Origin of the sequence: Duganella sp. 1224 (assembly GCF_013408245.1) — a bacterium.
Classification (GTDB): Bacteria; Pseudomonadota; Gammaproteobacteria; order Burkholderiales; family Burkholderiaceae_D; genus Rugamonas.
This window is the reverse complement of the sequence record NZ_JACBYS010000002.1, coordinates 722,315-749,024: the sequence shown is the minus strand read 5'-3', so window position 1 is coordinate 749,024 and position 26,710 is coordinate 722,315. Positions and strand designations below refer to the sequence as shown.

The 26,710-nt window shown below is 65.1% G+C and carries 25 protein-coding genes; 16 read left to right on the top strand and 9 right to left on the bottom strand.

What is annotated here, in order from left to right:
- On the top strand, positions 1-351 hold the full coding sequence (locus tag FHW58_RS15390; RefSeq protein WP_179673999.1) for a cytochrome c: 351 nt from the start codon (positions 1-3) through the stop codon (positions 349-351).
- A 117-nt stretch (positions 352-468) separates the two neighbouring features.
- Here the strand turns inward: FHW58_RS15390 and FHW58_RS15385 are convergent, their stop codons facing one another.
- The gene (locus FHW58_RS15385) at positions 469-894 is read right to left on the bottom strand and encodes a DUF1841 family protein (RefSeq protein WP_179673998.1); all 426 of its coding nucleotides are present in this window, start codon (positions 892-894) and stop codon (positions 469-471) included.
- Between the two features lie 57 nt (positions 895-951).
- Positions 952-1,581, bottom strand: a complete 630-nt coding sequence (locus tag FHW58_RS15380; protein WP_229265333.1) for an RNA pyrophosphohydrolase — start codon at positions 1,579-1,581, stop codon at positions 952-954.
- 203 nt (positions 1,582-1,784) lie between these two features.
- On the opposite strand from FHW58_RS15380, the gene FHW58_RS15375 reads away from it, so the two are divergent.
- Entirely contained in the window at positions 1,785-3,521 is a 1,737-nt protein-coding gene (locus FHW58_RS15375) for a proline--tRNA ligase (RefSeq protein ID WP_179673997.1), read from the top strand.
- Positions 3,522-3,631: 110 nt separating this feature from the next.
- Positions 3,632-4,207, top strand: coding sequence for a lytic transglycosylase domain-containing protein (locus FHW58_RS15370; protein WP_229265332.1), 576 nt, complete (start codon positions 3,632-3,634; stop codon positions 4,205-4,207).
- A gap of 92 nt (positions 4,208-4,299) precedes the next feature.
- Here FHW58_RS15370 and FHW58_RS15365 read toward each other — a convergent pair whose 3' ends face one another.
- From FHW58_RS15365 to FHW58_RS15355, 3 genes are all read right to left on the bottom strand, one after another.
- Positions 4,300-4,674, bottom strand: a complete 375-nt coding sequence (locus FHW58_RS15365) for an SWIB/MDM2 domain-containing protein (protein ID WP_179673995.1) — start codon at positions 4,672-4,674, stop codon at positions 4,300-4,302.
- A gap of 180 nt (positions 4,675-4,854) precedes the next feature.
- On the bottom strand, positions 4,855-6,222 hold the full coding sequence (gene ffh / locus FHW58_RS15360) for a signal recognition particle protein (protein ID WP_179673994.1): 1,368 nt from the start codon (positions 6,220-6,222) through the stop codon (positions 4,855-4,857).
- 40 nt (positions 6,223-6,262) lie between these two features.
- Positions 6,263-7,483: a hypothetical protein gene (locus tag FHW58_RS15355; RefSeq protein ID WP_179673993.1), complete on the bottom strand. Its 1,221-nt coding sequence runs from the start codon at positions 7,481-7,483 to the stop codon at positions 6,263-6,265.
- A gap of 159 nt (positions 7,484-7,642) precedes the next feature.
- Here FHW58_RS15355 and FHW58_RS15350 point away from each other — a divergent pair, with 159 nt between their 5' ends.
- The 10 genes from FHW58_RS15350 (at position 7,643) to FHW58_RS15305 (ending at position 19,411) form a co-directional block, all read left to right on the top strand.
- On the top strand, positions 7,643-8,611 hold the full coding sequence (locus tag FHW58_RS15350; protein WP_179673992.1) for an ABC transporter substrate-binding protein: 969 nt from the start codon (positions 7,643-7,645) through the stop codon (positions 8,609-8,611).
- On the top strand, positions 8,611-9,441 hold the full coding sequence (locus FHW58_RS15345; protein WP_179673991.1) for an ABC transporter permease: 831 nt from the start codon (positions 8,611-8,613) through the stop codon (positions 9,439-9,441). The genes FHW58_RS15350 and FHW58_RS15345 overlap by 1 nt, the downstream gene beginning before the upstream one ends.
- Positions 9,441-10,232 carry an ABC transporter ATP-binding protein gene (locus FHW58_RS15340; protein WP_179673990.1) on the top strand — a complete coding sequence of 264 codons (792 nt, stop codon included), beginning with the start codon at positions 9,441-9,443 and terminating at the stop codon, positions 10,230-10,232. Before FHW58_RS15345 ends, FHW58_RS15340 begins: the two co-directional genes overlap by 1 nt.
- A 21-nt stretch (positions 10,233-10,253) precedes the next feature.
- Positions 10,254-11,057, top strand: coding sequence for an inner membrane protein YpjD (locus tag FHW58_RS15335; RefSeq protein ID WP_179673989.1), 804 nt, complete (start codon positions 10,254-10,256; stop codon positions 11,055-11,057).
- Complete coding sequence (locus FHW58_RS15330) at positions 11,054-11,347, top strand: PP0621 family protein (protein ID WP_179673988.1); 294 nt, start codon at positions 11,054-11,056, stop codon at positions 11,345-11,347. Before FHW58_RS15335 ends, FHW58_RS15330 begins: the two co-directional genes overlap by 4 nt.
- Before the next feature lie 15 nt (positions 11,348-11,362).
- Positions 11,363-13,048, top strand: coding sequence for a PAS domain-containing sensor histidine kinase (locus FHW58_RS15325; RefSeq protein ID WP_179673987.1), 1,686 nt, complete (start codon positions 11,363-11,365; stop codon positions 13,046-13,048).
- Positions 13,048-14,469, top strand: a complete 1,422-nt coding sequence (locus FHW58_RS15320; protein WP_179673986.1) for a sigma-54 dependent transcriptional regulator — start codon at positions 13,048-13,050, stop codon at positions 14,467-14,469. The genes FHW58_RS15325 and FHW58_RS15320 overlap by 1 nt, the downstream gene beginning before the upstream one ends.
- Complete coding sequence (ampD, locus tag FHW58_RS15315; RefSeq protein ID WP_179673985.1) at positions 14,466-15,083, top strand: 1,6-anhydro-N-acetylmuramyl-L-alanine amidase AmpD; 618 nt, start codon at positions 14,466-14,468, stop codon at positions 15,081-15,083. The genes FHW58_RS15320 and ampD overlap by 4 nt, the downstream gene beginning before the upstream one ends.
- 170 nt (positions 15,084-15,253) lie before the next feature.
- Positions 15,254-18,175 (top strand): ribonucleoside-diphosphate reductase subunit alpha, encoded by a 2,922-nt coding sequence (locus FHW58_RS15310; RefSeq protein WP_179673984.1) that lies wholly within the window; start codon positions 15,254-15,256, stop codon positions 18,173-18,175.
- A 126-nt stretch (positions 18,176-18,301) separates the two neighbouring features.
- On the top strand, positions 18,302-19,411 hold the full coding sequence (locus tag FHW58_RS15305; protein WP_179673983.1) for a ribonucleotide-diphosphate reductase subunit beta: 1,110 nt from the start codon (positions 18,302-18,304) through the stop codon (positions 19,409-19,411).
- Positions 19,412-19,456: 45 nt separating this feature from the next.
- Here FHW58_RS15305 and FHW58_RS15300 read toward each other — a convergent pair whose 3' ends face one another.
- Genes FHW58_RS15300 through FHW58_RS15290 form a run of 3 tightly spaced genes read right to left on the bottom strand, consistent with a single transcriptional unit; the run spans position 19,457 to position 22,528 of the window.
- Entirely contained in the window at positions 19,457-20,707 is a 1,251-nt protein-coding gene (locus tag FHW58_RS15300; RefSeq protein WP_179673982.1) for a type II toxin-antitoxin system HipA family toxin, read from the bottom strand.
- Positions 20,704-21,015, bottom strand: a complete 312-nt coding sequence (locus tag FHW58_RS15295) for a helix-turn-helix domain-containing protein (protein ID WP_179673981.1) — start codon at positions 21,013-21,015, stop codon at positions 20,704-20,706. Before FHW58_RS15295 ends, FHW58_RS15300 begins: the two co-directional genes overlap by 4 nt.
- Before the next feature lie 37 nt (positions 21,016-21,052).
- Positions 21,053-22,528, bottom strand: coding sequence for an FAD-dependent oxidoreductase (locus FHW58_RS15290; protein WP_179673980.1), 1,476 nt, complete (start codon positions 22,526-22,528; stop codon positions 21,053-21,055).
- 81 nt (positions 22,529-22,609) lie between these two features.
- On the opposite strand from FHW58_RS15290, the gene FHW58_RS15285 reads away from it, so the two are divergent.
- The 3 genes from FHW58_RS15285 (at position 22,610) to FHW58_RS15275 (ending at position 25,642) form a co-directional block, all read left to right on the top strand.
- Positions 22,610-23,080, top strand: a complete 471-nt coding sequence (locus FHW58_RS15285; protein WP_229265331.1) for a MarR family winged helix-turn-helix transcriptional regulator — start codon at positions 22,610-22,612, stop codon at positions 23,078-23,080.
- Between the two features lie 984 nt (positions 23,081-24,064).
- Positions 24,065-25,027 carry a hypothetical protein gene (locus FHW58_RS15280; protein ID WP_179673979.1) on the top strand — a complete coding sequence of 321 codons (963 nt, stop codon included), beginning with the start codon at positions 24,065-24,067 and terminating at the stop codon, positions 25,025-25,027.
- An 81-nt stretch (positions 25,028-25,108) separates the two neighbouring features.
- Positions 25,109-25,642 carry a YggT family protein gene (locus FHW58_RS15275; protein WP_373996681.1) on the top strand — a complete coding sequence of 178 codons (534 nt, stop codon included), beginning with the start codon at positions 25,109-25,111 and terminating at the stop codon, positions 25,640-25,642.
- Between the two features lie 120 nt (positions 25,643-25,762).
- Here the strand turns inward: FHW58_RS15275 and FHW58_RS15270 are convergent, their stop codons facing one another.
- Positions 25,763-26,701 carry a carbohydrate kinase family protein gene (locus FHW58_RS15270; RefSeq protein ID WP_179673978.1) on the bottom strand — a complete coding sequence of 313 codons (939 nt, stop codon included), beginning with the start codon at positions 26,699-26,701 and terminating at the stop codon, positions 25,763-25,765.
- Between the last annotated feature and the right edge of the window lie 9 nt (positions 26,702-26,710).

The following is a 26,710-nucleotide window of genomic DNA, read 5'->3' as shown; positions in this document are numbered from 1 at the left end:
ATGAAACGCATTATCGCCATCCTGGCCTGCGCGCTGGCCGCGTTCACCGCCGCCGGCGCCCACGCGGCCGGCAACATCGACGCCGGCAAGGCGCTGACCGACAAATACGCCTGCTTCAGCTGCCACGGCAAGGACTTCAACAGCCCGATCGACCCCAGCTATCCGAAGCTGGCCGGCCAGCACCGCGACTACCTGGAGCACGCGCTGCGGGCCTACAAGCGCGGCGACGCCGCCAACGGCCGCAGCAACGCCATCATGACCGGCCAGGTCAAGCCGCTGAGCGACCAGGACATCAAGGACCTGGCGGCCTACCTGCACAGCCTGCCAGGCACGCTGGCCACCCACCGCTAAACGCCGAAACTCCGGGGTCAGGTCCTCCATTTCTACACGAGCTGTGCCGTAGGCGCACCTACGGCACAGCTCGTGTAGAAATGGAGGACCTGACCCCGTCGTTACATGACCCCGTCGTTACAGGCGGCGGCGGATGGCGTCGAGGTAGGCGGCGCCGTCGGGCGGGGTGCCGGTGCGCTGGGCGTTCCAGATCATCTCGCCCAGGCATTCCATGATCTCGTGCTGCGCCGCGTGGGCATCGTCCAGCTTCAGCGTCAGCTGCGTGGCCAGCGCGCGGATGCCGGGCGGCTGGTCGATCGAGATCTGCTCGTCGATCGACAGGTGCATCGACAAGTGCAGGAACGGATTGGCTTGCGCGCCCTCGACCTGGTAGTCGCGCGTCAGCGCCGTGTCGACGTCGGCCAGCACGTCGTGGTATTCGGGATGGTGACGGATCCAGTCGGCCGCCATGGTTTCGATCGGCGTCAGCGGTTCGCGCGCCTGCTGCTTGCGGTAGGCGGCGCAAAAGAAGCGGCGCACATCGTCGGAGGATGGATTAAACATAGGCCGCCATTGTACGGAAAAACCGCGGGACCGTCAGAGACGGCCCCGCGCTCGGCATCATGCGCTGTTTTTCTGCCCGGCCGCCGGTTCGGCGCACGCGCAGTCGTCCGTGGTGGGCGGCAGCGGCTTGGGCGGCGGCGTCGCGCTGTTGCGCGGCGCGTGCGGCTGGCGCAGGTAGCGCGAGCCGTGGTGACGGCGGTCGTGGCCGTTGGCCGGCCACGTCAGGAAGCGCGACAGCTCCTGCAGCGCGCGCTGGTAGACGTCGCGCTTGAATTCAATCACCACGTCCAGCGGCACCCAGTAGTCGTGCCAGCGCCAGGCGTCAAACTCCGGATGGTCGGTCAGCCGCAGGTTGACGTCGTTGTCGCGCGCGCACATCCGCAACAGGAACCAGATCTGCTTCTGGCCACGGTAATGGCCGCGGATTTCCCGCTTGATGAAGTGGTCCGGCACCTCGTAGCGCAGCCAGTCGCGGGTGCGACCGACAATCTTGACGTGCTCGGCCCGCAGACCGATTTCCTCTTCCAGCTCGCGATACATCGCCTGCTCCGGCGTTTCGCCGTACTTGATGCCGCCTTGCGGAAACTGCCATGAGTGCTCGCGCACCCGCTTGCCCCACCACACCTCGTTCTGGGCGTTCAGCAGGATGATGCCGACGTTGGGCCGAAACCCTTCACGATCGAGCATATTGCACCTCAAACTTTCTGCCGCTGAGCTCCCTGTCTTATCTTTTTGCCCACAAAACAGCACGCCAGCGCGGTTTTCGGGGTGCGAAAACGGCCGGCGGGCCCTGATTTGAACGCATTTGTATAAAGTATGGGTGCATCAGCCAGCTAATCCTTTAAAATTAGGTTGATTATAACTCTCTCTTTTTAAAAAGAATTCACCGTATGCGCGCGTCACGTTTTTTTATTTCCACGCTTAAAGAAGCTCCTTCGGATGCCGAGATCGTCAGTCATCAGTTAATGATGCGCGCCGGCATGATCAAACGCCTGGGTTCGGGCATCTACACCTACATGCCGATGGGCCTGAAAATCATCCGCAAGGTCGAAGCCATCGTGCGCGAAGAAATGAACCAGTCGGGCGCCATCGAGCTGCTGATGCCCCTGATTCAGCCGGCCGAGCTGTGGCAGGAGACCGGCCGCTGGGACAAGATGGGCGCCGAACTGCTGCGCATCAAGGACCGCCACGGCCGCGAGTTCGCCTTCCAGCCGACCGCCGAGGAAGTGATCACCGATGTTGTCCGTTCGGAAATAAAATCCTATCGTCAACTACCGTTGAATTTTTACCACATCCAGACCAAGTTCCGCGACGAGCGCCGCCCGCGCTTCGGCCTGATGCGTGGCCGCGAGTTCACCATGAAGGATGCGTACTCGTTCGACCGCGACCTGGCCGGCATGCAGGCGTCGTACAAGATCATGTATGACGCCTATGTGCGGATTTTCAACCGTTTCGGCCTGAAGTTCCGTGCGGTGGCAGCCGATAACGGCGCCATCGGCGGCACCGGTTCGCACGAATTCCATGTCATCGCCAGCACCGGCGAGGACGCGCTGGTGTACTGCCCGACCTCCGACTACGCCGCCAACATGGAAGCGGCCGAGGCGCTGCCGGTCAGCGCCACCCGTCCGGCCGCGGCCCAGCCGCTGACCAAGGTGGCCACGCCCGACGCCACCAAGTGCGAGCTGGTGGCCGAGCAGCTCAAGCTGCCGCTGGCGCAGACCGTCAAGACCTTGGCGCTGACCGTCGAGCAGGAAACCGACGGCAAGGTGAGCAAGCAGTACTTCATGCTGCTGTTGCGCGGCGACCACGAACTGAACGAGATCAAGGTGGCCAAGGTGCCGGGCCTGGCCGCGCACCGCTTCTCGACCGAGGCGGAAATCCTCGAAGTCTACGGCACCGTGCCGGGCTACCTGGGCCCGATCGGCACCAAGGCGCCGGTCACCGTGGTGGCCGACCGCACCGTGGCCAACATGGCCGACTTCGTCTGCGGCGCGAACGACGCCGGCCACCACTACAGCGGCGCCAACTGGGGCCGCGACTGCGCCGAGCCGGCCATCGTGGCCGACCTGCGCAACGTGGTCGAGGGCGACGCCTCGCCGGACGGCCAGGGCGTGCTGGCGATCGAGCGCGGCATCGAGGTGGGCCACGTGTTCCAGCTGGGCACGGCCTACTCGGAAGCCATGAAAGCCACCTTCCTGGATGAAAACGGCAAGCCGGCGCCGCTGCAGATGGGCTGCTACGGCATCGGCGTGACGCGCATCCTGGGCGCCGCCATCGAGCAGAACTTCGACGACAAGGGCATCATCTGGCCAGCCGCGCTGGCGCCGTTCGAGCTGGTGCTGTGCCCGATGGGCATGGACCGCAGCGAGGCGGTCAAGCAGGCGGCCGAGCAGCTGTACGCCGAGGCGGTGGCGGCGGGCATCGACGTCATCATCGACGACCGCGGCCTGCGTCCGGGCCAGATGTTTGCCGACTGGGAGCTGATCGGCGTGCCGCACCGCGTGGTGATCGGCGACCGCGGCCTGAAGGAAGGCAACCTGGAATACCAGGGCCGCCGCGACACCGAAGCGACCGCCGTGCCGGTGGCCGAGGCGCTGGCCTTTATCAAAGGCAAAATGGCGCAGTGATGGACGGCGCGCGTCATCCCGGCGCAAGCCGGGATCCATGCTGCGCCGGGCGGGACGCTCAGCATGGCGCGCGGCGGCGCAGCGCCCGGCGTGCGCCGGGGCGACGGTGGTTGCTGGCGCTGGTGCTGGCAGGCTGCGCGCCGCTGGCGCTGGCCGGCAACCAGAAGGAAGAGGCGCTGGCCGACTCGGTGCGGCTGGCGCTGTCCAACGCCATCAAGGACGCCACGCCGCCCACGCCCACCTTCCGCAACCCGTCCGACGCCGCGCGCTACCGCAACTGGCTGGAGACCATGTCCTACCGGCTGAAGCGCAAGCTGCCGGATGACCAGACCCGCAACGAATTCCTCGCCACCGTGTGGTACGAGGCGCGCCGCGCCGGCCTCGATCCGGGCATGGTGCTGGGGCTGATCCAGGTGGAATCGGCCTACCGCAAGTACGCGGTGTCGATCGTCGGCGCGCGCGGCTACATGCAGGTGATGCCGTTCTGGACCAACATCATCGGCGACCGCAACCGCCGCGCCTTATTCGACATGCAGACCAATCTGCGCTACGGCTGCTCGATCCTGCGCATGTACCTGGACATGGAGGCCGGCAATCTGTACCTGGCGCTGGGCCGCTACAACGGCAGCCGCGGCAAGCCGGACTACCCGAACGCGGTGCTGGCCGCGTGGAATAACTGGAAATAAAAAAAACCGGGGTCAGTGCCGACATTCGGACATTGGATCGCGAGCGACCCAATGTCCGAATGTCGGCACTGACCCCGGTTTTTGTGTGCAGATTATTTCAGGTGGTCGGAAATGAGCTTGGTCATTTCGAACATGGAAACCTGGGCTTTGCCGCCGAATACGGCTTTCAGTTTGTCGTCGGCGTTGATGTTGCGGCGGTTGGCGGCGTCTTGCAGATCGTGCTTTTTGATGTAATCCCACACCTTTTTGGTGACTTCGGTGCGTGGCAGCGGGGCGGCGCCCACCACGGCGGCCAGCGAGGCCGATGGGGTCAGTTCTTTCATGAAGGCGGCGTTAGGCTTGCGCGCGGCCGGCTTTTTGGCGGCTGGTTTCGCGGCGGCTTTTACCGGTGCTGCTGCTTTCTTCGCGGCTGGTTTCGCCGCGGGTTTCTTTGCTGGTGCTGCTGGGGTTTTTTTGGCTGTTGCCATATTCGAGCCTCCTTAACGAACACATAGAAAATTGCGCAATTGATCGCACCGGCTAATATTGGTGGGGATTTAACCGGTGCGCAAGTGTTTTTCGCGTTTTTTCCCGGAAACACCACGTAAACAAGGGGCAAAACCCCGGTTTACGTGAGCGAGGCCGCTTTCGACAGCGCGCCGCGCCGCTTAGCGCAGGCCCGGCATCATGCCCTTCATGGCGCGCATCATCTTCATCATGCCGCCGCCGGACAGCTTTTTCATCATCGTTTGCATCTGCTCGAACTGGTTCAGCATGCGGTTGACTTCCTGCACCTGGACGCCGGCGCCGGCGGCGATGCGGCGCTTGCGGGTGGCCTTGATCAACTCCGGCTTGGCCCGTTCGGCCGGGGTCATGGCGTCGATGATGCCGACCATGCGCCGCACCTGCTTGTCGGCCTGGTCCATGTTGGCGTTGCCGGCCGCCTGCTGGAACTGCGCCGGCAGCTTGTCGACCAGACTGGCCATGCCGCCCATCTTCTTCATCTGGCCCAGCTGCGCCTTGAAGTCGTTCATGTCAAATTTGCCACCCGACTTGACCTTGTTGGCCAGGTCGGCGGCGGCCTTGGCGTCGACGCCCTTGCGCGCTTCCTCCACCAGCGCCAGGATGTCGCCCATGCCCAGCACGCGGTTGGCCATGCGGGTCGGGTCGAACGCTTCCAGGCCGTCCAGCTTTTCCGACACGCCGGCGAACTTGATCGGCTTGCCGGTGATGTGGCGCACCGACAGCGCCGCGCCGCCGCGCGAGTCGCCATCGAGCTTGGTCAGCACGATGCCGGTCAGCGGCAGCGCGTCGTTGAAGGCCTTGGCGGTGTTGATGGCGTCCTGGCCCAGCATGGCGTCCACCACGAACAGCGTTTCCACCGGCTTGACCGCGCCGTGCACGGCGGCGATCTCCTTCATCATTTCCTCGTCGATGCCGAGACGGCCGGCGGTGTCGATGATCAGCACGTCGTGGTAGTGCTTCCTGGCCCAGTCCAGCGCGTTCAAGGCGATGTCGACCGGCTTGTCCTGCGCGGTGGACGGGAAGAAGTCGGCGCCGACCTGCGCGGTCACCGACTGCAGCTGGGCGATCGCGGCCGGACGGTAGACGTCGGCCGACACGGTCAGCACCTTCTTTTTCTTTTCCTCCTTGAGGTACTTGGCCAGCTTGCCGACGGTGGTGGTTTTACCCACACCCTGCAGGCCGGCCATCAGGATGATGGCGGGCGGCTGCTGGGCAAAGCTCAACTGGGCCGCTTCCGGCCCGAGGTCGGCGCCCATGATGGCAGCCAGCTCGCGCTGCACCACGCCCACCAGCGCCTGGCCCGGCGACAGCGAGGAAATCACTTCCTCGCCCAGGGCTTTTTCTTTGACGCGGGCGATGAATTCGCGCACGGCCGGCAGGGCGACGTCGGCCTCCAGCAGCGCCATGCGCACTTCGCGCAGCATCTCGGCGGTGTTGGCTTCGGTTAGGCGGGCCTCGCCGCGCATGGTCTTGACGACCTTGGCGAGGCGTTGAGTCAGATTATCTAGCATGGTGATGGCGGAGTTGAAGATTGGCCGCCATTTTACCGCATCAGCGCGGCGTCACCAGCTTAAGTACCCGCGTGCCCGAACTGAAGGCGTAACTGTACGGTCCCAGCTGGATCAGGGCATTGGGTGCCCTCAGCAGGCCCGGCAGGGCGCCCAGCTGGTCGCCTGGCTGCCCTGCGACGCCGGCCACCACCGTCTTGACGCCGCCGGCCGGGGTGCGGTAAATCACATTGGCGTTGAGGTCGGCGCTGTAGGCGTCGCTGTTGCCGTCGTCGGCCGCCCCCACGCCGGCCGGCAGCGCGTCGATGGTGGTCACCACGCCGGCCGGCGTCACCTTGCGGTAGGGGCGCGTCAAGGCCACGTTGCGCGGGCTGTCCTTGATATACAGATTGTTGTCGGCATCGAAGCCGACGATATCGGGCGCGTAGAACTTGGCGCCGCTGCCGGTGCCGTCCTGCTGGAAGGTTTCGTTGGCGGCGGCATTGTGCGACAGTTCGCCGGCAAACAGCGCCGGCTTGCCGTCCGTCCCCAGCTTGTAAATCGCCCCGCCGGAAGGATTGTTGTTGCCCAGCGACGTGCGGCCGTTTTCCGCCAGGTACACGGTGCCGGCGCGGTCGACGCCGATACGCACCACGTCGTTGTAGTAGTTCGGGTTCAGGTCGACATTGGTGGCCAGTGTGCTGACCACGCCAGCCGCGCTGATCTTGCGCAGCGCGAAGCGGTCCTCGGTCAAGCTGCCTTGCGGATTGAAGTCCGCCACATAAATGCTGCCGTCCGGGGCGGCGCCCATCAGACGCGGATTCTGGAAGCGGGCGCTGGCCCCCTGGCCATCGACCGGCCCCGACTGCAGATCGTCGGCGCCCGCGATCAGGCTCAGCGCGGGCGTGCCGGGATCCGGATACACATACAGCGTGGCCGACTTGCTCAAGCTGCCGATGGCGGCGGTCACCGTGGCCGTCGAGATGGCGCTGACGCTGGCAGGCGGCTGATAAAAGAGGTTGGCGCCGCTGCTGGCCGACAGGCTGCCGACGCTGCCGCTGGCCAGGGTCCAGGTGGCGGCGCTGCCGGTGGCGGTGCCGGCGCCCAGCGTGATGTTTTTGCCGCCGATGGTCTTGAACACCGGCGCGCTCAATGCCAGCGTTTCCGTGACCGGCGGCGGGGTAACCGTGCCGCTGCTGCCGCCACCGCCGCCACAGGCGGACAAGGCGGTCAGCAGCAATACGGCTGGAAGGGTGGATAACGCGTGGCGGGGGGATGTGGGCATGCTGCCTCCGTTGTAAAAAGAAATATGTTTGCGATTTCGCAAGCCATCGTAAGCCCAGTGGCGGCGTTCAAAGGTGATAATCATCACAAGTTACATTTTTTACAGATATGCTGCTGGGCTTGGTATCATTTCCGCAAGAAAAACTCTCGGGAGACAGGCATGAAATTGAAAGCGATCGGCGTCACGTTGACCGCCCTGGCGCTGTGCGGCACCGCCCAGGCGCAGGAAGTGGTGCGGCTGGGCAACCTGAAATTCGCCCACTACGGCGCCGTCTCGTATATCAAGGAAATCGCGCCCAAGTGCGGCATCAAAGTCGAGGAGCGGGTGTTCGCCAAGGGGCTGGACGTGATGCAGGCGATTATCGCCGGTGAGCTTGATGTCGGCACCACCGCGTCCGAGGCGGCCATCTCCGGCCGCGCCGGCGGGGCGCCGATTTATGTGGTGGCCGGCTTCGCCAAGGGCGGCGCCATGCTGGTCGGGCGCGCCGACCTGAAGCTGAAAGGCGTCAAGGAACTCAAGGGCAAGAAGGTCGGCGTCACGCGCGGCGGCATCCAGGAGGTGCTGCTGCTGGCCGAGCTGCAGCAGAACGGCCTGAGCTTCTCCGACCAGCCGGGCAAGGACGTGCAGCTGGTGTTCCTGGCCTACGCCGACCTCAATCAGGCGCTGCTGGGCAAGCAGATCGATGCCATGATGCAGTCCGAGCCGCAGTCGTCGCAGGCGGTCAACAAGGGCTTCGGCAGCGAGATCCTGAAGCCGTACGACACGCCGATCGGCGAGCCGGTGCGCACCATGGTGATGACCGAGAAGTTCTACAAGGAGAAGCGCCCGCTGGCCGAGAAGTTCATGAGCTGCTTCGTGCAGGCCACCAAGACCTTCATCGACAACAAGGCCATCGCCGAGAAGTATGTGCGCGAGGTGGTGTTCAAGGGCCAGATCACCAAGGATGATTTCGACGACGCCATCGGCAATTCGCCGTACAGCTACGACATCACGCCCGAGCACATCCAGACCACCACCGACGTCATGGTCAAGACCGGCGTCGGCCGCATGAGCAAGCCGCCGGTGGCGAAGGACTGGGTCAAGACCGACCTGCTGGACGCGGCCAAGAAGTCGCTGGGCGTCAAGTAATGGCAGCCGCTTCGTCCGCGTCGTGGCGGCAGGTCGGCGTCGGCCTGGTGTTGCCGGCCGTGGTGGTGGCGCTGTGGCAGACGGTGGCGAGCATGGGCTGGGTCAATCCGCAGGTGCTGCCGTCGCCGCTGGCGGTGGCGGAGAAGTGGATCGCCTACCTGCTGCCGCTGCAGCCCTATGATCCGGCCGCCGGCGGCTGGCTGCACTGGGCCTTCTCCGGCGAGCTGATCACCGATTCGCTGAGCAGCTTGTACCGGGTGGTGGTCGGCTTCCTGATCGGCGGCGGGCTGGCGCTGCCGCTCGGCCTGGCCATGGGCATGAGCCACCGCGTCTATGACTGGTTCAACGTGCTGGTGCAGATGGTGCGGCCGATACCGCCGATCGCCTACATTCCGCTGTCGATGCTGTGGTTCGGGCTGGGCAATCCGCCGGCGGTGTTCCTGATCGCGCTGGGCGCCTTCTTCCCGGTGCTGATGAACACCATCGCCGGCGTGCGCCAGGTGGACGGCATTTATCTCCGTGCCGCGCGCAACCTCGGCGCCTCCGGCTTCACCCTGTTTACCCGCGTGATTTTGCCGGCGGCGGTGCCCTACATCCTGTCCGGCGTGCGCATCGGCATCGGTACCGCCTTCATCGTGGTGATCGTGGCCGAGATGGTGGCGGTCAACAACGGGCTTGGCTTCCGCATCCTGGAGGCGCGCGAGTACTTCTGGTCGGACAAGATCATCGCCGGCATGATCACCATCGGCCTGATCGGCCTGGCCATCGACGTCGGCATGAACAAGCTGAATAACCACTTGCTGCGCTGGCACCGCGGACTGGAGAATTGATGTCGCATATATTAGTCTCGCAAGTCAACAAGGTGTTCCAGACCGCCGAACGCGCGGTGGTGGCGCTCAAGGACATCAACCTGGAAATCCCGCAGGGCCAGTTCGTCTGCCTGCTGGGGCCGTCCGGCTGCGGCAAGTCGACGCTGCTCAACGCGGTGGCCGGCTTCGCGCCGCCGTCGTCCGGCAGCATCACCGCCGACGGCAAGCTGGTGACCGCGCCCGGCCCCGAGCGCGGCATGGTGTTCCAGGAATACGCGCTGTTCCCGTGGATGACGGTGGCCGACAACATCGCCTTCGGCCTGCAGATCAAGGGCCAGCCCAAGGCGCAGATCCAGGCCACGGTGGACCAGCTGCTGGCCATGCTGTCGCTGCAGGATTTCCGCAACCGCTACCCGAAGGACCTGTCCGGCGGCATGCGCCAGCGGGTGGCCATCGCCCGCGTGCTGGCGCTGGATTCGCCGATCATGCTGATGGACGAGCCGTTCGGCGCGCTGGACGCGCTGACGCGCCGCAATCTGCAGGACGAGCTGCTGCGCATCTGGGCCGAGCTGAAAAAGACCATCCTGTTCGTCACCCATTCGATCGAGGAGGCGATCTACCTGGCCGACCGCATCGTGGTCATGACCTACCGCCCCGGCACCGTCAAGCGCGACCTGCTGGTGGAGCTGCCGCGCCTGCGCGACCCGGCCGCCGCCGAGTTCAACGCGCTCAAGCGCGAACTGGGCCAGCTGGTGATGGAAGAACAGCAACGTCACCATCACGATGAGTTGCGCATGGCAGCCGTCGACTGAGCGATGGTGTAAACTGCGGGGATGCAGACCTATTCCTTTATCGCAGCCATCGCGCTGTACATCCTGTGCGCCGCGCTGCCATCGCGCCGTGGCGGCCTGATTTCCGCCATCACCGTGCTGGCCTGGCTGCTGCATGGCGTGGGCCTGTGGTCGGACATCGCCGGCGGCGGCGAACTGCGCTTTGGCTTTGCCGCCATGCTGTCGTCGGCCTTGTGGGTGTCGGTGGCCGCCTACTGGGTGGAAAACCGCAACTTCAGCCTGGACGGCCTGCGCCGCCTGGTGATGCCGTTCGCCGCCGTGTCGGCCGCGCTGCAGGTGGTTTTCCCCGGCAACCTGGTGCCGCTGGAGGGCAAGTCGCCGCTGTTCGGCTGGCACATCGCCATCGCCACCATGGCTTACAGCACGCTGACCATTGCCGCCTTCCACGCCGTGCTGATGGCGCTGCAGGAGTCGCGCCTGCACGCGCGCAGCGACAAGAAATCCTTCCTGTCCGGCGCGCTGGACCAGCTGCCGGCGCTGCTGACCATGGAAAAGCTGCTGTTCCGCATGATAGGCTTCGGCTTCAGCCTGCTGAGCCTGACCGTGTTGTCGGGCATCGTGTTCTCGGAGCAGCTGTTCGGCCAGGCGCTGAAGTGGGATCACAAGTCGGTGTTCACGCTGCTGTCGTGGGTGCTGTTTGCCGCGCTGCTGGCCGGCCGCCGCTTCCGTGGCTGGCGCGGCAAGACCGCGTTGAGCTTCACGCTGGCCGGCTTTGCGACGCTGCTGCTGGCCTATGTCGGCAGCCGTTTTGTGTTTGAAGTGGTTTTGCATAAGGGTTGGGCATGAGCCGTATCATTTTCTGGCTGGCGCTGGTTTTCCTGGTGATTTTCGCGATCCGTTCCAAGATCCGCGAGGCGCAGAAGCGGCACCAGCAGCAGTTCCGCCAGTCGCAGCAGCCGCCGGCGCCGACGCCGGCGCCAGGCTACAAGGCACGCGCCGCCACCCAGGCGGCCAATGACGCCGAAGTGATGCTGCAATGCGCCCACTGCGGCGTGTTCTATCCCGCCTCCGAGACGGTGCAGGCCAACGGCCGTGACTATTGCAGCGCGGCGCACGCCGCACTGCCGTCCGCGTAACGCCGACCGCGCGTCATGTTCGCGCGCCTGCCAGCCCTGACGGCCGAATCGCGCGCCACTTTCTGGCGGTCGCTGCAGACGCTCAACGCCACCCGCGTGGTGATCGCGCTGGTGCTGCTGGTCTACCTGAGCTTCGACAGCCGCGGCCTGCATGTGGCCGGGCAGTATTTCTACCTGCAGATCTGCCTGGTGTACCTGGCGCTGTCGATCGGCTTCGCGCTGTCGGCGGTGTACGTGCGGCGCCGCTTCGCGCTGCAGCTGCTGTCGCAGATCGCCTGCGACCTGGCCATCATCTCGGTGCTGTACCTGGCCGGCGGCGGCATGCGCAGCGGGCTGGCGATCCTGTACCTGTTCCCGCTGGCCGGGCTGGCCATCCTGGCGCCGCTGGTGATTGCGCTGTTCAGCGCCTCGCTGGTGACGCTGTTCCTGCTGGGCGACAGCACCTGGCAAATCTTCCTCACCGATAGCGACCGCGACGTCATGCAGTCCGGCCTGTACGGCGCGGCGTTCTTGTCGGCGGTGCTGGTGATCAACCGCATGGCGGCCAAGCTGATCGGGCAGGAGGAGCTGGCCAGCCGGCGCGGCGTCGAGATCAATGTGCAGCAGGCGGTCAACCGGCTGGTGATGGCCAATATCGGCGACGGCATCCTGGTGGTCGACGCCGACGGGCAGGTGTTTGCCGGCAATCCGGCCGCGCAGCAGATGCTGGGACTGGTGGGGCCGGAGCTGAAGTTCCGGCTATCGGCCGCCGCCTCGCTGTCGCCGCTGACGCAGGCGTACGAGGACTGGCGCGCCGACGCCGCCCGCTCCACCGCCTTCGTCACCATCAAGCCTTTCAACGACGCCGCGCTGGAGGGGCTGACCGCCGCCTGGAGCGCGCGCCGCGACCTGGCCGCGCACCTCAAGGTGCGCTTCGCCGCCGCTGACACGCACGGCCTGGGCGCCGAGCGCAGCGTGATCTTCCTGCAGGACGTGACCGGCATCGAAAACCAGGCGCAGCAGCTGAAGCTGGCGTCGATGGGACGGCTGACCGCCAGCATCGCCCACGAGGTGCGCAATCCGCTGTCGGCCATCGGCCACGCCACCGCGCTGCTGGGCGAGGACTTGAACGACCCGGTGCAGCAGCGGCTGCTGAAGATCGTCGGCGACAACGTGGCGCGCGTCAACCGCATGGTCGAGGACATCCTGCAACTGTCGCGCAAGGTGCAGCCGCACAGCGAGCCGCTGGCGCTGGACGGCTTCCTGGCCGAGCTGCGCGCCGAATTCATCGAGACGCACGGCCTGGCGCCGGACATCCTCGGCCTGACGGCGGCGCCGGACACGCTGGTGCGCTTCGACGCGCTGCACCTGCGCGAGGTGGTGCTCAACCTGCTCAACAACGCGGTGCGCTACGCCAGCGGCGGGCCGGACTCGATCCGCCTGAACGTGGTGCGCGACCAGGCGCGGCGGCTGGAGCTGCACGTGCAGGACGACGGTCCCGGCATTTCGCCGGAGGTGCGCGCCCACCTGTTCGAGCCGTTTTACACCACCTCCAGCAAGGGAACCGGGCTGGGGCTGTATCTGGCGCGGGAATTGTGCTTGAATAACGAGGCGCGGCTGGACTATGAATATCGTTTCGATAACCAGGCCGGTGCCGATGGCAGCCCGTTGTTGAGCGGGCGCTTTGTAATCACCTTTGCCCAGCAAGGAAAGACTGTCTGATGAGTGCTCGCTCACCGCGCGTGTTGGTTGTCGACGACGAGGCCGACCTGCGCGAACTGCTGGAACTGACGCTGCTGAAAATGGGGCTGGACGTCGACAGCGCCGCCACGCTGGCCGAGGCGCGCGCGCTGCTGGCGGGGGCCGAATACCAGCTGGTGCTGACCGACATGCGCCTGCCCGATGGCCTGGGCCTGGAGCTGGTGCGCGAGATCGCGGCCACCTGCAAGAACACGCCGGTGGCGGTGGTCACCGCCTTCGGCAGCGCCGACAACGCGGTGGTGGCGCTGAAGGCCGGCGCCTTCGACTACATCTCCAAGCCGGTGGCGCTGGACCAGTTGCGGGTGATGGTGCAGTCGGCCCTGCGCCTGAACGCCGAGCCGGCGCCGGGACAGCCGCCGGCCGCGCCGCCGCCGGCCAGCCGCCTGCGCGGCGAGTCGGCCGTGATCCAGGCGCTGCGCGCGCAGATCGCCCGGCTGGCGCGTTCGATGGCGCCGATCGCCATCAACGGCGAATCGGGCAGCGGCAAGGAACTGGCCGCGCGCGAGATCCACGCGCAAAGTTCGCGCGCCGGCAAGCCCTTCATCGCCGTCAACTGCGGCGCCATCCCGGAAGCGCTGATGGAGGCCGAGTTCTTCGGCTACCGCAAGGGCGCGTTCACCGGCGCCGCCGACGAGCGCGACGGCTTTTTCCAGGCTGCCAACGGCGGCACGCTGATGCTGGACGAGGTGGCCGATTTGCCGCTGGCGATGCAGGTCAAGCTGCTGCGCGCCATCCAGGAGCGGCGCGTGCGCAAGATCGGCGCCACCGCCGAGGAGCCGGTCGACGTGCGGATTATCAGTGCGACGCACAAGAATCTGGCGCAGTGCGTGGAGCAGGGCAGCTTCCGCCAGGATTTGTTCTATCGCCTCAACGTCATCGAACTGAGCCTGCCGCCGCTGCGCGAACGGCTGGACGACCTGGAGGTGCTGACCGGCGCCATCCTGGAACGGCTGGGCACCTTCGAGCACAAGGTGGCGCTCGGGCCCGGCGTGCTGGAGGCGCTGCGCGGCTATTCCTTCCCCGGCAATGTGCGCGAGCTGGAAAATATCCTCGAACGGGCGCTGGCGTTTGCCGACGACGGCGTGATCGGTGTCGGCGACCTGTCGCTGAAGGGCGCGCGCATGGCCGAGCCGACAGCGCCGCCGCCGTCCGCTGTCGCCGCCGCTGTGCCGGCCGCGCCGGCCGCCGCCGTGCCGCCGCTGCCGCAGGCGTTGCCGTCCAGCCTGCCCGACTACCTGATCCAGGTCGAGCGCGACATCATCCTGCGCGCGCTGGCGCAAACGCAGTTCAACCGCACCCAGGCCGCCCAGCTGCTGGGCATCAGCTTCCGCCAGCTGCGCTACCAGATGCAGAAACTGAACATCCAGGAGCCGGACGCGTGAGCCGCTTCGACGGCTGGCTGCCACAGGCCACGCGCTACGACACGCCCCACTACGACGCCCGCCCCGGCCCGCTGCCGGCCGACGTCACGCTGCTGGTGGTGCACAACATCTCCCTGCCACTGGGCTGGTTTGGCGGCCCGCATGTGTCCGACCTGTTCACCGGCCGGATCGACTATAATGCTGACCCCTCGTTCGCCGACCTGCGCGGATTGAAGGTCTCCAGCCACTTTTTCATCCGCCGCGATGGCCGCGTGATCCAGTATGTTTCCGCCAACGAGCGCGCCTGGCACGCCGGCCGTTCCTGCTTCCAGGGACGGGAAAAATGCAACGACTTTTCAATCGGCGTCGAGCTGGAAGGCAGCGATTTCGTGCCGTTCGAGGTGGCGCAATACGCGGCGCTGGCCGACCTCGCCGTCGCGCTCCTCGGGCACTATCCGTTGACGGATGTGCAAGGTCACCAACACATCGCGCCGGGCCGGAAAACCGATCCCGGGCCGTGTTTCGACTGGGATTTTTTCCGGAAGCTGCTGAATAAAAAGGCATCGGATGAGCCCGCGTTAGTGGCCGCTATCGCAGGATTGCGCGTGGTAAAAGGCGTTCCGCAAAGTCAATAGAAAAATTGCCGTAAACGACAAAATTTCCCCTTGCACGGGTAGGGAGCGGCTACTACAATCAGTGGATCGGGTTAGGCCTGACACTAGATATAGTGGTTGCACTGACACTAATTCTTAACAAACATATACGCGGCGCAGCAATGACTGCACGTTGTAACCGGGGAGCTTAAATGCAATCTACTCAAGACATCACCATCAATCCAGCGCTGGTACCAGCAGCCGCTGCGAGCACCGCCAGCACGCCAGCCGTGGCTGCCAGCGCGCTTGGTGACTACCGCATCATCCGCCGTAACGGCGCGGTCGTCGCGTTTGAACCGTCGAAAATTGCAGTTGCCATGACCAAGGCCTTCCTGGCCGTCAACGGCGGCCAGGGCGCCGCATCGGCCCGTATCCGCGAACTGGTGGAAGAGCTGACCAATGGCGTGGTGGCCGCCTTGGTGCGCCGCCAGCCATCCGGCGGCACCTTCCATATCGAAGACGTGCAGGACCAGGTGGAACTGGCGCTGATGCGCTCGGGCGAACATGACGTTGCCCGCGCCTACGTGCTGTACCGCGCCAAGCACATGGAAGAGCGCCGCGCCGCCAAGGAAGCCGCCGGCGCCGCCGCTGTCAACGCCCCGCAAATCAGCGTGCTGGAAAACGGCGAGCGCAAGCCGCTGGAACTGTCGCGCGTGACCAGCCTGATCGGCGCCGCCTGCATCGGCCTGGAAAAACACGTGGACGCCGACGCCATCGTCGCTGAAACCCTGAAAAACCTGTACGACGGCGTGCCGGTCGAAGAGCTGCACAAGTCCGCCATCCTGGCTGCCCGCGCGCTGATGGAAAAGGATCCGGCCTACTCGCAGGTGACCGCCCGCATCCTGCTGCACACCATCCGCAAGGAAGTGTTCGGCAAGGAAGTGGCGCAAGCCGCCGCCGCTGCCGAATACGTGACCTATTTCCCGCAGTACATCGCCAAGGGCATCGCCGCCGAGCTGCTGGACACCAAGCTGGGCGAATTCGACCTGGCCCGCCTGGCCAAGGCCCTCGTCGCCGACCGCGACCTGCAGTTCGGCTACATCGGCCTGCAGACCCTGTACGACCGCTACTTCCTGCACGTGCGCGATGTCCGCATCGAAATGCCGCAGGCCTTCTACATGCGTGTCGCCATGGGCCTGGCCCTGAACGAAACCGACCGCGAAGCGCGCGCCATCGAGTTCTACAACCTGCTGTCGACCTTCGACTTCATGTCGTCGACGCCGACCCTGTTCAACTCGGGCACGCTGCGCTCGCAGCTGTCGTCGTGCTACCTGACCACCGTGTCGGACGACCTGGAAGGCATCTACGACGCCATCAAGGAAAACGCGCTGCTGGCCAAGTTCGCCGGCGGCCTGGGCAACGACTGGACCCCGGTGCGCGCACTGGGCGCCCACATCAAGGGCACCAACGGCAAATCGCAAGGCGTGGTGCCGTTCCTGAAAGTGGTCAACGACACCGCCGTGGCGGTCAACCAGGGCGGCAAGCGCAAGGGCGCGGTGTGCGCCTACCTGGAAACCTGGCACATGGACATCGAGGAATTCCTCGACCTGCGCAAGAACACCGGCGACGACCGCCGCCGCACCCACGACATGAACACCGCCAACTGGATTCCAGACCTGTTCATGAAGCGCGTGATGGAAAAAGGCGAGTGGACGCTGTTCTCGCCATCCGACACCCCGGACCTGCACGACCTGGTCGGCAAGGCCTTCGAGCAAGCCTACCTGGGCTACGAAGCCAAGGCCGCCGCCGGCGAGATCCGCGTGTTCAAGAAAATCCAGGCGCTGGACCTGTGGCGCAAGATGCTGTCGATGCTGTTTGAAACCGGCCACCCATGGATCACCTTCAAGGATCCGTGCAACATCCGTTCGCCGCAGCAGCACGTGGGCATGGTCCACAGCTCCAACCTGTGCACCGAGATCACGCTGAACACCGGCCCGGACGAAATCGCCGTCTGCAACCTGGGCTCGGTCAACCTGCCGGCCCACATGAAAGAGGGCAAGCTGGACCACGTCAAGCTGCAGAAAACCATCCGCACCGCGATGCGCATGCTGGACAACGTGATCGACATCAACTACTACGCGGTCGACAAGGCCCGCAACGCCAACATGCGCCACCGTCCGGTCGGCCTGGGCGTGATGGGCTTCCAGGACTGCCTGCACATGATGCGCGTGCCGTTCTCGTCGATGGAATCGGTGCAGTTCGCCGACACCTCGATGGAAGCGGTGTGCTACTACGCCTACCTGGCTTCGACCGAACTGGCGGAGGAACGTGGCCACTACGCCTCGTACAAGGGGTCGCTGTGGGACCGCGGCATCCTGCCGCAGGACTCGATCAAGCTGCTGGCCGAAGAGCGCGGCGGCTACCTGGAGCAGGACCTGTCGTCGGCCATGGACTGGACCCCGGTGCGCGAGCGCATCGCCAAGTTCGGCATGCGTAACTCGAACTGCGTGGCGATCGCGCCGACCGCGACCATTTCGAACATCATCGGCGTGTCGGCGTGCATCGAACCGACCTTCCAGAACCTGTACGTGAAGTCCAACCTGTCGGGCGAGTTCACCGAGATCAATGCCTACCTGGTGCGCGACCTGAAGGCGCGCGACCTGTGGGACGAGGTGATGATCGCCGACCTGAAGTACTTCGACGGCTCGCTGGCCAAGATCGACCGCATTCCGCAAGACCTGCGCGACATCTACGCCACCGCGTTTGAAGTATCGCCAAGCTGGCTGGTGGAAGCCGCCTCGCGTCGCCAGAAGTGGATCGACCAGGCGCAGTCGCTGAACATCTACATGGCTGGTGCTTCCGGCAAGAAGCTGGACGAGACCTACAAGCTGGCCTGGCTGCGCGGTCTGAAGACCACCTACTACCTGCGCACCATCGCCGCCACCCACATGGAGAAGTCGACCACCAAGACCGGCGCGCTGAACGCGGTGCCGGTGGACGGCGGCCTGGCAGCGGCCAACGCCGCGCCGGCGGCGCCAGCCCCGGTGGCCTCGGCGCCGGCCGTGGAAGAGGGCGCCGCCTGCTACCTGCGTCCGGGCGACGACGGTTTCGAGGAATGCGAAGCCTGCCAATAAGCCACCGTCACCGCCACCGTCATTCCGGCGCACGCCGGAATCCATGCTGAGTATGCATGGGTCCCGGCTTTCGCCGGGGCGACAGCGGTACTAATATATATAGCTAGAATTTAAGAGGAACTCATCATGTCGTTGTCCTGGGACGAAGACGCCGCGCCAGCGGCCCCGCAAATCAACCAAGCCGCGCTGGAAAGCGAAGGCACGGCCGAGCAGGTCGCGCTGCGCGTTAACGCCGACGACAAGCGCATCATCAACGGCAAAACCGACGTCAACCAGCTGGTGCCGTTCAAGTACAAATGGGCCTGGGACAAATACCTGGCCGGCTGCGCCAACCACTGGATGCCGCAGGAAGTCAACATGCAGCGCGACATCGAGCTGTGGAAGAACCCGAACGGCCTGACCGAGGACGAGCGCCGCCTGGTCAAGCGCAACCTCGGCTTCTTCGTCACCGCCGACTCGCTGGCCGCCAACAACATCGTGCTGGGCACCTACCGCCACATCACCGCGCCGGAGTGCCGCCAGTACCTGCTGCGCCAGGCCTTCGAAGAGGCGATCCACACCCACGCCTACCAGTACATCGTCGAGTCGCTGGGCCTGGACGAGCAGGAAATCTTCAACGCCTACAACGAGATTAAGTCGATCCGTGACAAGGACGAGTTCCTGATTCCGTTCATCAACACGCTGACCGACCCGGCCTTCACCACCGGCACCGTCGAGCAGGACCAGAAACTGCTGAAATCGCTGATCGTGTTCGCCTGCCTGATGGAAGGCCTGTTCTTCTACGTCGGCTTCACCCAGATCCTGGCGCTGGGCCGCCAGAACAAGATGATGGGCGCCGCCGAGCAGTACCAGTACATCCTGCGCGACGAATCGATGCACTGCAACTTCGGCATCGACCTGATCAACACCATCAAGATGGAAAATCCGCTGCTGTGGACCCCGGCCTTCAAGGAAGAGATCAAGCAGCTGTTCCTGAAAGCGGTGGAACTGGAGTACGCCTACGCTGAAGACACCATGCCGCGCGGCGTGCTGGGCCTGAACGCCACCATGTTCAAGGGCTACCTGCGCTTCATCGCCAACCGCCGTGCCACCCAGATTGGCCTGGAGGCGCTGTTCGACCAGGAAGAAAATCCTTTCCCATGGATGAGCGAGATGATCGACCTGAAGAAAGAGCGCAACTTCTTCGAGACCCGCGTCATCGAATACCAGACCGGCGGCGCGCTGAACTGGGATTAATGCCCGGTCGCCCCGAGTTCAAAAGCCCCGCTTGCGGGGCTTTTGTCATTTCAGGCGGTCGCGGTTGGCGGCGATGGCCTGGGCGATGGTTTTGACTGTGCCGGCGCGGATCGGCGCGTCGCGGGCCAGCCGGGCAAACAGTCCGGCCTGGGCGAGCGTGGCGGCGATGAGGTCGCGCGCGCGGCGCTCCGGCACGGCGGTGTCGGCGGCCAGCCGCAGCAGGTCGGCCCGCGCCGGCGCCGCGCATGCGCCCATCACCGGCATCTGGTGCTGGCCCAGCGGGCCGTGGCTGAATTCCAGGCCGTGGCAGGGCGCCAGTTGCCAGTCGCCCTTGCGGTTCATGCGGTAGGCGATGCTGCGGGCGTGGTCGCCCCGGTGATTAAACAGGACGTTGAAGACGCAGCGCTGAAATGCCGCCTCGACCTGGCGCTGGTCGCGGGTCAGCAGGCGGGTGGCGCGCAGGAAGGTGCCGTAGTCGACCGACGGCAGGCGGAAATTGGCGTGCAGCAGGCTGGCCAGCGTCTGCACCGGCACGCGCTGGCCGTCCTCGCGGTCGAAGCGGCGGCTGGCGAAGGCGGCCTGGTTGCGGTCGAGGTCAAAGTAGCGGGTATCCGGCACCTCCAGCCCGCAGGCGCGGGCCAGCTCGGCGTAGACGTATTCGATGGCGCAGACTTCCTTGTGCTGGCCGTGGCCGGCAAATTTGATGAGCCAGGGCGCGGCGCTGCCGGCATGGGCATCCGCCTCGGCGCCGCCATGGTCGTGGCTCTGGCCGTGGGCGTCGGCCTGGTCCGGCAGGGATAGCAGCAGCTTGGGACGCGTGCCATGCGGCGCCGCGCCGAGCAGGGCCAGTTGGCCGAGGAGCGGACTGGCTTCGCCCCGGCCGACGTCCTGGGCGGCGTTGGCCAGCTCTGCAAGCCACGCCGGCGAGGCGACCCGCGCCGGCTCCGGCTCGCGGGCGGAGGCGGGCCAGTAGCTCAGCGCGCCCATGCCATGCTCGCCGATGAATGCCAGCCGGTCGAGCGGCGAGACGCTGGCCTGGCCGCGCAGCCGGTCCATCAGCAGCTGTCCCCAGCCATCCGGCAGCGAGTCGGCGATCAGCCCTGGCAGACCATGCTGGTGGCGCGGTGCGCCGCCGAAGGCGATCACCCGCAGCGGCAGATGACGCGGCGACAGCTCGATCCCGCGCCGCAGCGCCTCGGGCGAGTACTCGAACAGGATATCGTGACCATTGTCGGCCAGCGTGCCGAGCGGCCAATGCTCGCCCCAGCCGTTGTACATGACCGACAGCAGTTTCATGTGGCCGAGCGGCGCGGGGCGCGCTGACGGTTGGCCTTCTCCGCCTGCTCCATGGCGGCGATGGACACCATGCGGATGCGGAACAGCTCACCCAGATCATCCGCCAACCCGAGCGCCGCGACCACCTGCACGAACGACTCCAGCGACGCCTGCCCCTTGCCCTCCATATTCTTGATCGTGCCCACCGACAATCCCGCGCGCTGCGCCAACTCCATCTGCGACCACTCCTGCATCAGCCGCCGCGCCCGCAATCTCCGCCCCAGCTCGGCGCAGATTTCCTGTGATGTCGATAGTGTAAAGTCAAACATATTGCCTTTTAAAATCAAAAAACAAAGTTAAAAGCAATTATATTAGCTTTTCCACGCAAGCTGTTAGCGCCGGGCTTTGCTCGTCGTGGGTGAGGACGGCGAGGTAGCCGTCCGGGCGGACGAGGGCAATGTCGCCGGCGGCAAAACCGTAGGCGTCGCGCAGGTGGCCATGGTGGTCGCGCAGTTCGGCGTGCTCGCCCACGGTGACGATGCGCAGGCCAGCGCGCGGCGCGATCACCGGCGCGGTGGCTGGCTCATAGCGCAGCATTATCCAATCGCCTGATCTTAATAGCGAAAACATGCGCACCGCCTGGCCACCGGCGCCGACGCAGGGCGCGTCCGGTGCGCGGTAGCCGGCGCGCAGTGGCGCATCGTCACCGCGTTCGTCGAGCGACAGGGAGGATGCCGGATAGCCCAGGTCCAGCTGCTGCTGTTCGCGGCCGCGCCGCAGGTCGCCGCGCTGGCGGGCCGCATCGAGCAGGCGGGTGGACATGCCGAGCATGTCGGCGGCGATCTCGCGGCGCTCTTCTTCATAGGTGTCGAGCAGCGCGTCGTCGGCGCCGCGCAGCACCGCCGCCAGCTTCCATCCGAGATTCCACGCATCCTGCACGCTGGTGTTCAGACCCTGGCCGCCGGTGGGCGGGTGCACGTGCGCCGCGTCGCCGGCGATGAACACGCGGCCCACTCGATAGCGGTCTGCTAGCCGAGCGCTCATCGCATAGTCGGAGCACCAGTGCACCGCCTGCACCACGATGTCTGTGCGGCCGCTACGCTCGGCGATGACGGCGGCCAGGCCGGCGTCCGACAGGTCCACCTGTCCGTTGAGCGGCACCGGCATCTGCAATTGGAACAGGTCCGTGCCCTGCAAAGGACAGAGGCTGATCTGCTTCGCGCCGCTTCCCCAGCGGTGCCACACCTCGCGCGTGAGACCAGTGAGCGCCAGGTCGGCCACCACCGCGCGCGCGTTCAGCGACTCGCCGGGGAAGCCGATGTCCAGCGCCTTGCGCACGAAGCTGCGGCCGCCGTCGGCGCCGACCAGGTAGCGCGCGCGCACGTCGACCTCGCCGTCGGCGGTGGTCACGCGCGCGGTGACGCCGCCATCATCCTGCTCAAAGCCGCTCAGTGTGTGGCCATAGCGTGGCACATGGCCCAGCTCCGCCAGTCGCGTGCGCAGCATGCTTTCGGTCAGATGCTGGGGCAGCATCAGCGGTTCGCCATAGGGCTCGGTGGGCGTGGCGGCAGTGGCGGCCACGGTCGCCTCGTCGCGGTAGCCGCCATCGGCGGCGTAGTGGCGCTGGGCCGGATAGCGCCCACCGGCGGCGATCATGCGGTCGGCCACGTCCAGCGCCTCGAAGATTTCCAGCGTGCGTGGCTGGATGCCTTTGCCGCGCGAACCGGCGAACGGCGTCGCCGCCTGGTCGATCAGCACGAAGGGGATGTGGCGGCGCGCGAGGTCGACCGCCAGTGTCAGCCCGGCGGCGCCGGCGCCGCAAATCAGAATGTCAGTATCCATGGGACTTTCCTAGATATGTGTATTTTGCACATATTATTCCGGCCTGAAAATCGTGTCAATAACTATGTGTATAATGCACATATGAATAAAGATATCCGCGAAATGCATGACGCGCTGCTCGACATCATCGGCTTCATGAGCCGTCCCGAGCCGGACGTCGCCCTGATGTCCGAGATGGCCATGCCGCTCGAACGCGCGTTGCTGCCGCTGCTGGTGCGCATCGACCGTCGCGGTCCGATTGGCGTGGTGGAGCTGGCCGATGTGGTGGGGCGCGACTACACCACCGTCAGCCGCCAGGTTGCCCGCCTCGACGAACTGGGACTGGTGGTGCGCCGTCCCGGCACGCGCGACAAGCGCGTGCGCGAAGCCGAGGTGACGCAGGCCGGCCGCGAGATGGCCGACGCCATCGACCGCATGCGCGAGGAACTGGTCGGCGAGTTGATGGCCGACTGGACCAACGCCGAGCGCCGCGACCTCGCGCGCCTGCTCAAACGGATGGCTTCCGACATGAACGAATGGATGGTCCGCCGTAAGTCGGAAGACGCCGAGTAAAGTCGAGTAAAGACCGCGTAAAAATCGTCGCGCTTCAAACGCCGCCTGTCGCCGCAGGCCTTCACGCCGATTGTCACCGTCGCCTTCGCGCGTTTGCGCGTTCGATCACGCGCTCTAAAACGCCGGCGCGGTGCGGCGCACCGCTGTATTCCGCTTGCTATTCGCCTTACTCTGTCTCATAATCGCGACGAATTAAAAACAGCGAGTGGTGGTGGCGCGCAAGCGATGCGCAAGCGCTCTCGGATTCGGAAGCGGGTGACGCGATGGACCAGCCAAAACCGGCGACATCAAAGAAACCCAGGCGGAATAAGGCTTACTTTGAAGTGCGATTGTTCCGGCGCGATGCGCGCGGCACTTCCCGAACCCGATTGAGCGCGCGTGACGCCTGCGCGGCGACGCAAACGACGACGCGTAGCGGCATGGGTATGTGAGCTGGCGAGCGTAAGTCGAAAAAAAAGCGCGCGAATATCTCTCGTGCTGGTTGCGCACCGACAAGGTTTTCGTGTACTTTACGAACTTGAAAATACGTGTTTTAAAGTGCGTTGAAAAATACGAAGCGCACACCACGTAGTGAAGACCGAGATACGGGATACAGATTCACACACATATGCACAAGACCACGTCGTCGTTTTTAATCAGCCGTCTTGCCTGATCGAGTTCAGGCCGGGCGGTTTTTTGTTTGAAAACGAAACGCGCGACGCGGCAGCGACGCAGGATCCAGGAGCTGAGCACACGCCCGGACCGCCGCAAAGCGTCGCCACAAGATTTGTATCCGCACGCTGTTCCAGCTATGGGCAGCGGGTGGATCGATGGCTGAAGCGCTGCACTTGTGAGGAGATGCAGCAGTTCAGCTAGTGCCGAATTCATTAGCGCAAACCGCGTTTGGTTTGTGCCGATGAATAATTCGCCTGGCCCAATCCCGGGTTGGACGGGTTTAAATCTTGTAAACGAATTTTTCCCATCCCCGATGAAGGAGAACTAAACATGGCTACCGCCGCTAAGAAACCAGCAGCTAAGAAAGCTGCCGCACCAGCAAAGAAAACCACCACCGCCAAAGCCGCCGCTCCAGCTAAAAAGCCAGCTGCCGCCAAAGCCGCCGCCAAGCCAGCCGCCAAAGCTGCGGCCAAGCCAGCAGTGAAAAAAGCTGCCGCCAAACCAGCAGCCAAGCCGGCAGTGAAGAAGGCCGCCGCCAAGCCAGCAGCGAAACCAGCTGTGAAGAAAGCCGCCGCCAAGCCAGCAGCGAAGAAGACCGTCGCCAAGGCAGCCGCCAAGCCAGCAGTGAAGAAAGCCGCCGCTAAACCAGCAGCGAAGAAAACCACCGCCAAGGCAGCAGCCAAGCCAGCAGCGAAAAAAGTCGCCGCTAAACCAGTCGCGAAAAAAGCCGCCGCCAAGCCAGCAGCGAAGAAGACCGTCGCCAAGGCAGCCGCCAAGCCGGCAGCGAAAAAAGTAGCCGCCAAGCCAGCAGCGAAGAAAGCCGCCGCCAAGCCAGCCGCTAAAAAAGTCGCTGCTAAAACCACCGCCGCCAAGCCAGCTGCCAAGAAAGCAGCCGCCAAGCCAGCCGCTAAAAAAGTCGCTGCCAAAAAACCAGCAGTAAAAGCGGCAGCCAAACCGGCTGCAAAGGTTGCGGCTAAGCCAGCAGCAAAAAAGCCGGTTAAAGCAGCTGCCAAGCCAGCTGCTGCCAAGAAGCCAGCGACCAAGAAAGCCGCCGCCAAGCCAGCAGCCGCTCCGGCCGCAGCGCCAGCAGCTACGCCAGCAGCAGCTGCTCCAGCCGCCAAGCCAGCAGTGAAGAAAGCCGCGCCAAAGAAAGCCGCTCCAAAGAAGGAAGCCGCCAAGCCAGCCGCCGCTCCAGCACCAGCCGCCGCGCCGGCCGCTGCCGCGCCAGCTGCGAAAACCGTTCTGGCACCGGCCGCCGCATGGCCTTTCCCAACCAGCACGCGCCCATCCTGAGCTGACCGCTTAGACGCCTGCTGAGGCAAATGGCCGCTGTGTGAGACAATCACACAGCGGCTTTTTTATTGGAGGGGTTCCGTGCTGATTAGTATTCTCAAGTTGATTGTCGACGCCATCGCCGTGCTGCTGGGCGGGGCCTTGCTGCTGCGTTTCTGGATGCAGGCGATCCGCGTGCGTCCGCCGTCGTCGGTGGCGCAGTTCACTTTCCAATTGTCGGACTGGCTGGTGCGGCCGCTGCGCCGCATCGTGCCGGGCGTGGGCGGCTATGACTGGGCCAGCCTGATTGGCGCCTTCCTGATCGTGCTGGCGGCGACCTCGGTGATGTTCCTGGTCGGCTGGCCGGCGCCGGTGGTGCTGCTGGCGTCCGTGCAGCGCTTCCTGGAGTGGATTATTTATGGCTTCATGGCGTTGCTGGTGATCGAGGCGATCTTCAGCTGGGTCAATCCGCATGCCCCGCTGGCGCCGTTCGTGCGCGCGCTGAACGAGCCGCTGCTGCGGCCGATCCGCCGGGTGGTGCCGCTGGTCGGGAATCTGGATCTGTCGCTGCTGGTGGCGATCATTCTGCTGCAGATTGCGCAGCTGTTGTTGGGGGTGGCGTTTGCGGGGCGTTGAGGCCTCTTCACCCCAACGTCAAAAGCAAAAAAGCAGGCCGGTGGCCTGCTTTTTTTTACCCCGGTACGGCGGGGTCTGACCCCGGACGGGGTCAGACCCCAAAACCGGCCGCCGTGCGGGTTAGAAGCGGTAGCCGAAGGCGGCTTCAAACTGGTCGGCGATGTCTGCCGGCGTGAAGCTGTGGTTCTGCGCGCCGCGGTGGGCGATCTTGATCGCGCCCAGCAGGCTGGCCAGGCGGCCGGTGGTCTCCCAGCTCCAGCCCTGGGTGATGCCGAACAGCAGACCGGCGCGGTAGGCGTCGCCGCAGCCGGTCGGGTCCAGCGCTTCGGCCACCGGCACCGCCGGGATGTCGATGCGCTGGCCCTTGGTGTAAATCTCCGAACCCTGCTCGCCGCGGGTGACGATCAGCGCCTCCACGCGGCCGGCGATGTCGTCCAGCGCCAGGCCGGTGCGCTCGATCAGCAGTTCGATCTCGTAATCGTTGGTGGTGACGTAGGTGGCTTTGTCGATGAACTCAATCAGCTCTTCGCCATTGAACATCGGCAGCTGCTGGCCCGGGTCGAAGATGAACGGGATCTGCAGGTCGGCCAGGTCGGCGGCGTGCTTCTTCATGCCCAGGTGGCCGTCCGGCGAGATGATGGCGAGGCGCGCCGGACCGGCCTTGGCGATCTCGTTCTCATGCGCGTACGACATGGCGCCCGGATGGAAGGCGTTGATCTGGTTGTTGTCCTGGTCGGCGGTGACGAAGCACTGGGCGTTGTAGGCGTCGTGCTTGATCAGGATGTTGTCGGTGGCGAGGCCCAGCTTCTGGAAGCGCGCCATGTAGGCGGCGTTGTCCTGGCCCATGACGCCAACGATGCGTGGCTCGCCGCCCAGCATCTTCAGGTTGTAGGCGATGTTGGGCGCGCAGCCGCCGAATTCGGTGCGCATGGTCGGCGCCAGGAAGGACACGTTCACCTTGTGCAGCTGGTCCGGCAGCAGGATGCTGTCGAAGCGGTTGGGGAAGCTGAGGATGGTGTCGATGGCGATCGAGCCGCAAATCAGGGAGGTCTGGGTCATGATAGGTCT

Bases quoted from the DNA above. Each gene is read 5' to 3' on its own strand.
- FHW58_RS15305 (WP_179673983.1), top strand. From the start codon at position 18,302: ATGTCGTTGTCCTGGGACGAAGACGCCGCGCCAGCGGCCCCGCAAATC.
- FHW58_RS15290 (WP_179673980.1), bottom strand. From the start codon at position 22,528: ATGGATACTGACATTCTGATTTGCGGCGCCGGCGCCGCCGGGCTGACA.
- FHW58_RS15350 (WP_179673992.1), top strand. From the start codon at position 7,643: ATGAAATTGAAAGCGATCGGCGTCACGTTGACCGCCCTGGCGCTGTGC.
- FHW58_RS15320 (WP_179673986.1), top strand. From the start codon at position 13,048: ATGAGTGCTCGCTCACCGCGCGTGTTGGTTGTCGACGACGAGGCCGAC.
- FHW58_RS15375 (WP_179673997.1), top strand. From the start codon at position 1,785: ATGCGCGCGTCACGTTTTTTTATTTCCACGCTTAAAGAAGCTCCTTCG.
- FHW58_RS15310 (WP_179673984.1), top strand. From the start codon at position 15,254: ATGCAATCTACTCAAGACATCACCATCAATCCAGCGCTGGTACCAGCA.
- FHW58_RS15340 (WP_179673990.1), top strand. From the start codon at position 9,441: ATGTCGCATATATTAGTCTCGCAAGTCAACAAGGTGTTCCAGACCGCC.
- ffh (WP_179673994.1), bottom strand. From the start codon at position 6,222: ATGCTAGATAATCTGACTCAACGCCTCGCCAAGGTCGTCAAGACCATG.
- FHW58_RS15295 (WP_179673981.1), bottom strand. From the start codon at position 21,015: ATGTTTGACTTTACACTATCGACATCACAGGAAATCTGCGCCGAGCTG.
- FHW58_RS15280 (WP_179673979.1), top strand. From the start codon at position 24,065: ATGGCTACCGCCGCTAAGAAACCAGCAGCTAAGAAAGCTGCCGCACCA.
- FHW58_RS15270 (WP_179673978.1), bottom strand. From the start codon at position 26,701: ATGACCCAGACCTCCCTGATTTGCGGCTCGATCGCCATCGACACCATC.
- FHW58_RS15345 (WP_179673991.1), top strand. From the start codon at position 8,611: ATGGCAGCCGCTTCGTCCGCGTCGTGGCGGCAGGTCGGCGTCGGCCTG.
- FHW58_RS15365 (WP_179673995.1), bottom strand. From the start codon at position 4,674: ATGGCAACAGCCAAAAAAACCCCAGCAGCACCAGCAAAGAAACCCGCG.
- FHW58_RS15285 (WP_229265331.1), top strand. From the start codon at position 22,610: ATGAATAAAGATATCCGCGAAATGCATGACGCGCTGCTCGACATCATC.
- FHW58_RS15330 (WP_179673988.1), top strand. From the start codon at position 11,054: ATGAGCCGTATCATTTTCTGGCTGGCGCTGGTTTTCCTGGTGATTTTC.
- FHW58_RS15325 (WP_179673987.1), top strand. From the start codon at position 11,363: ATGTTCGCGCGCCTGCCAGCCCTGACGGCCGAATCGCGCGCCACTTTC.
- FHW58_RS15380 (WP_229265333.1), bottom strand. From the start codon at position 1,581: ATGCTCGATCGTGAAGGGTTTCGGCCCAACGTCGGCATCATCCTGCTG.
- FHW58_RS15390 (WP_179673999.1), top strand. From the start codon at position 1: ATGAAACGCATTATCGCCATCCTGGCCTGCGCGCTGGCCGCGTTCACC.
- FHW58_RS15300 (WP_179673982.1), bottom strand. From the start codon at position 20,707: ATGAAACTGCTGTCGGTCATGTACAACGGCTGGGGCGAGCATTGGCCG.
- FHW58_RS15385 (WP_179673998.1), bottom strand. From the start codon at position 894: ATGTTTAATCCATCCTCCGACGATGTGCGCCGCTTCTTTTGCGCCGCC.
- FHW58_RS15335 (WP_179673989.1), top strand. From the start codon at position 10,254: ATGCAGACCTATTCCTTTATCGCAGCCATCGCGCTGTACATCCTGTGC.
- FHW58_RS15355 (WP_179673993.1), bottom strand. From the start codon at position 7,483: ATGCCCACATCCCCCCGCCACGCGTTATCCACCCTTCCAGCCGTATTG.